The sequence below is a fragment of the Synechococcus sp. R5-12 genome (assembly GCF_047502655.1).
Taxonomy (GTDB): domain Bacteria; phylum Cyanobacteriota; class Cyanobacteriia; order Thermostichales; family Thermostichaceae; genus Thermostichus.
Genome location: NZ_JANSIM010000236.1, coordinates 1 through 3698 on the forward strand (window position 1 = coordinate 1; position 3698 = coordinate 3698).

4 protein-coding genes are annotated in these 3698 nt (G+C 56.9%); 2 read left to right on the forward strand and 2 right to left on the reverse strand.

The genetic code is table 11. From position 1 onward, the window contains the following. Positions 1-176 precede the first annotated feature (176 nt). On the reverse strand, positions 177-1094 hold the full coding sequence (locus NW843_RS11980) for a CoB--CoM heterodisulfide reductase iron-sulfur subunit B family protein (protein WP_414350783.1): 918 nt from the start codon (positions 1092-1094) through the stop codon (positions 177-179). Between the two features lie 319 nt (positions 1095-1413). On the opposite strand from NW843_RS11980, the gene NW843_RS11985 reads away from it, so the two are divergent. Together NW843_RS11985 and NW843_RS11990 are read left to right on the forward strand one after the other, a co-directional pair. Beyond that, positions 1414-2166, forward strand: coding sequence for a hypothetical protein (locus NW843_RS11985; protein WP_414523048.1), 753 nt, complete (start codon positions 1414-1416; stop codon positions 2164-2166). Between the two features lie 172 nt (positions 2167-2338). Further along, entirely contained in the window at positions 2339-3088 is a 750-nt protein-coding gene (locus tag NW843_RS11990) for a YebC/PmpR family DNA-binding transcriptional regulator (RefSeq protein WP_414350786.1), read from the forward strand. A gap of 53 nt (positions 3089-3141) precedes the next feature. Here NW843_RS11990 and NW843_RS11995 read toward each other — a convergent pair whose 3' ends face one another. Beyond that, positions 3142-3453 (reverse strand): YbjQ family protein, encoded by a 312-nt coding sequence (locus NW843_RS11995; protein ID WP_011432974.1) that lies wholly within the window; start codon positions 3451-3453, stop codon positions 3142-3144. Positions 3454-3698 lie beyond the last annotated feature (245 nt).

The window sequence follows — 3698 nt, forward strand, 5'->3', positions numbered from 1 at the left end:
GAACAGTGATGTTCAGCAGTGTTCAGCGTAAATGTATCAGTAGGTGGATCTAAGCTTACGAGGATCTTTGCGGTTTTTGAACAAGGACGGGTACCTTGCTGGGCAGAATAGCATATCCTTCCCAGGCAGACCCCACCTGATGTTTGCCCAGGGATCCCCCAGCCATCAAGTGGGATTTAGCGGCCTATTTTTTGCAGGGCTCTTTCCACCTGTACTACATGGCGGTTCAGTCCCAAGTTTTCCGCCGGGATCCCCAGGGCCAGGCCCACCAATTGTGGCAAATGCAGGATCGGGATCCCCAGCTTGCGCCCGATCACCTCTTCCACCTCCGGCTGCCGAGAGTCCAAGTTGAGGTGACACAGGGGACAGGGGGTGACCAAACAATCCGCTCCCGCCTCTATGGCCTCCAGAAGATGCCGGCCTGCCATCGAGAAAGACTGCTGCGGGGCATAGCTGGAAATGGGCCAGCCGCAACACTGGGTGCGCCCGCGATACCAAACAGGGGTGGCCCCCAAACGCTCGAAGAGATCCTCCATCAAATGGGGATCCCGCGCCACATCAAAGCGGGAGATGTCGTAGGCCCGCAACAGATAACACCCGTAGAAGGCAGCGCAGCGCAGTCCCAGGAGAGGCCGTTTGACCTGTTGGGCCAATCGCTCCAGGCCGTAGTCATGAACCAGCACCCACAGCAAATGGCGCACATCGCCTGTGCCCTGGTAACGGCTCTCACAGCCCCCTTTCTGGCACAGGGCTTGCACCTGGTGAAAGTACTCTGGATTCGCGGTTTTCGCAGCTTTTAACTTTTCATTCACGCGGCCCAACACCCCCTGACAGGTGCTGCAGTGGGTGAGCATCGGCAACCCCAGCGCCTCGGCCAAAGCCAGGTTGCGGGCATTTACCGTATCTTCCAGCAGCTCCGATTCTTCTTTGAAGGTGCCAGAACCACAGCAAGAAGCAGCCTCCAGCTCCACCAGTTCAATGCCCAGATGCCGCGCAATCTGGTCGGTGGAGTCATACAGCTCACGACAGGCCCCCTGGGCCACACAGCCGGGGTAGTAGGCGTAGCGCAAAGGTGAAGGAACAACCGCGGTCATGAGAAGACGTGAGAAGAAGAAGAGAATTGGGTTTGCGATCTCAACGGTAATAACAATCCATGGATCCATTGCCCACACAGCAGAGCACTGGCCTGCCTGCAGAGCGGGAACCCAGAGCTTAAGATCCTACACCCATGCGCTGCCACAGCACATCCGTTGCTGCCCAGGACAGGGAGTTTGTCAAAGCTTCCCTATTTATCTGCCCCTATTTTGAAACCATTCGGAGCCGATACCCTATTTTTCTCCCTGCCTAGTGCCTCCCTAGCCGATGTCGGGTAGATTTGGCGGTAGCCATCGCTGAGGAATCGGTCAACGCCTTATGAACAGCCCGATCCAGGATCGCGATTTCCCCTTTTCACCCCGCTCTAAGCAGGGCAGTCTGGGTTGGAGCCTTCCTCTAAAAGGTTGGGGATTTGGCTTGTTTTTCGGATCCCTAGTTTGGGCAGGATGGGCAAGTCAACTCCAGCTATGGGCCCAGCCGGTCGAACAGCAACCTCAGGAAGAAGTCCTTGTGCCGGGGCGCAATCTGGATCCTGGGGCGCAAATCCGGGTGCGTAACGAGCTGGTCAAGATCTGTGGGGACTATCGTTGCGAAGGCTATCGCTTTTCGGTACGGGTACCGATCAGCCCTGAAGACACCCTGGAAACTCTGCTGGGGCGGCTGGATACGGAGATGCTGCGGGAGGTGGATCGGGTGTTTCAAACTCGGCCCGATCTGAATCGGGTCATTGTCGATGGCTACGTCTTTTCGGGTACTCCCGCTTTTGTCAGCCGGGAAGTGCTGCTGCAAACAATGTTTGTGCCTCGTCACCGTTGGGAAGTGGGCCGCTTTGGGCCGGAGCAAGATGGGATTTTCTATGCCGAGCTGTTGAGACAGGTGACACCCTTTCTAGCTCCATCCCCAACCCCCACGCCTACACCTGGGCCTGTGCCTGGAGAAGGTGTGCCCCCTCTGCCCCCGCCTCCTGGGGAAACTCCTCCCGTAGAGGCAACGCCTACCCCTCAAGAAACCCCAGCCGCTCCACCTCCACCTCAAGGGGATGTAATTCAGCGGCAGCCGATCCAGCCCTGAGGGGGTTATGGGGTGGCTAAGTCTGGGTTGTGAGGGATCCTCAGGATCCCTTGTTTTGTGACCAGGCCAGTGCCCTCCCAGTTGTCGCGGGGTTGAGTCCTGAGCTGAGGTGATCTAGGCTTCAAAAATGGAGGGATCCCTCCAATTCATTGCTTGACTGGTGTGTGGCGGCATGGCAGGACACAGCAAGTGGGCCAACATTAAACGGCAAAAGGCCCGTGTAGATGCCAAAAAGGGCAGCCTCTTTACCAAACTCTCGCGGGCCATCATCGTGGCAGCTCGCAACGGCTTGCCAGATCCGGATGGGAATTTTCAGTTGCGGGCGGCAGTGGAGAAAGCCAAAGCAGCGGGGATGCCCAGCGAAAACATTGAACGAGCCATTGCCAAGGGAGCCGGCAACTGGAGCGACGACAGCCCCCTGGAAGAAGTTCGCTACGAGGGCTACGGCCCCGGTGGGGTGGCTGTGTTGATCGAGGCCATGACCGACAACCGCAACCGCACGGCTGCCGAGGTGCGAGAAGCCTTCAGCAAAACCGGCGGCAGCTTGGGAGAAGCCGGCTGCGTGAGCTGGCTGTTCCGGCAAAAAGGGGTGATTAGCCTAGAGGGGGTGACAGATCCCGAAGCTCTGCTGCTAGCGGTAGCCGAAGCAGGCGGGGAGGATCTCAAGGTAGAGGGAACCGACGCAGAAGTCTACTGCGATTACACCCTGCTGGAGCAGGTGGCCACCTACCTGAAAAAAGAGGGCTACCCAGTGCAAGATGCGGCCATCCGCTGGATCCCCTCTACGGAGGTGCATGTGGAGGATCCCGATACGGCCAAGTCAGTGCTTGCCCTGATGGAGCGTCTCGACAACCTAGACGATGTGCAGAATGTCTACGCCAATTTCGAGATCGACGAGGCGGTGATGGAAAGCCTGGCCTGAGAACAGGCTGCCATCATCTTCCGAGAAAGGGAAACCTTCAACAGAAGCATCCGTCAGCGGAGCTTAACGGCGGTGCCGGCGGCGGTAACGAGGATCATTGTCGTGCTCATGTTGGTATGAATGCTAACGCCTAGGATGCCATTTGCTCCCAAACGTTTGGCTCGCTGCTCCAACTCTTCCAAAACCTTTTTCTGGGCATTCTCGAAAACTTCTTCATAGGTTCTTGTGCGTCCCCCGATGATGTTGCGGAGGGTAGCAAGGAAGTCCCGTAGAACATTGGTGCCATAAACTACCTCGGCGGTAACAATGCCCAAGTAACGCTCAACCTCTCTACCTTGGAGCACGTCTGTAGTGGTCAGCAACATCAGCTTGCTTCCTGGGTCAACACCCACCAAGATAGTCGGGATCCTCAACCTTTGGAATCGGGTTCTTGCCCTGTGTTTTCAGCAGAGTGGCGATATGTCGAAGGGCGACCAATCCCTACAGATAACCGTTCCACAACGCATAGTCATTTATCTCACCGTTGAGGTGAAACAAACGACCGGTTGCTTCCTGCTAAGGCCTCCGGCCCGCTAGCGCGATCAGTTGAAATAGATGGTAATAAAAACCA

What these genes read in the sequence shown, in the direction of transcription:
- NW843_RS11995 (WP_011432974.1), bottom strand. Translation starts at nt 3,453, where the DNA reads ATGTTGCTGACCACTACAGACGTGCTCCAAGGTAGAGAGGTTGAGCGT.
- NW843_RS11980 (WP_414350783.1), bottom strand. Translation starts at nt 1,094, where the DNA reads ATGACCGCGGTTGTTCCTTCACCTTTGCGCTACGCCTACTACCCCGGC.
- NW843_RS11985 (WP_414523048.1), top strand. Translation starts at nt 1,414, where the DNA reads ATGAACAGCCCGATCCAGGATCGCGATTTCCCCTTTTCACCCCGCTCT.
- NW843_RS11990 (WP_414350786.1), top strand. Translation starts at nt 2,339, where the DNA reads ATGGCAGGACACAGCAAGTGGGCCAACATTAAACGGCAAAAGGCCCGT.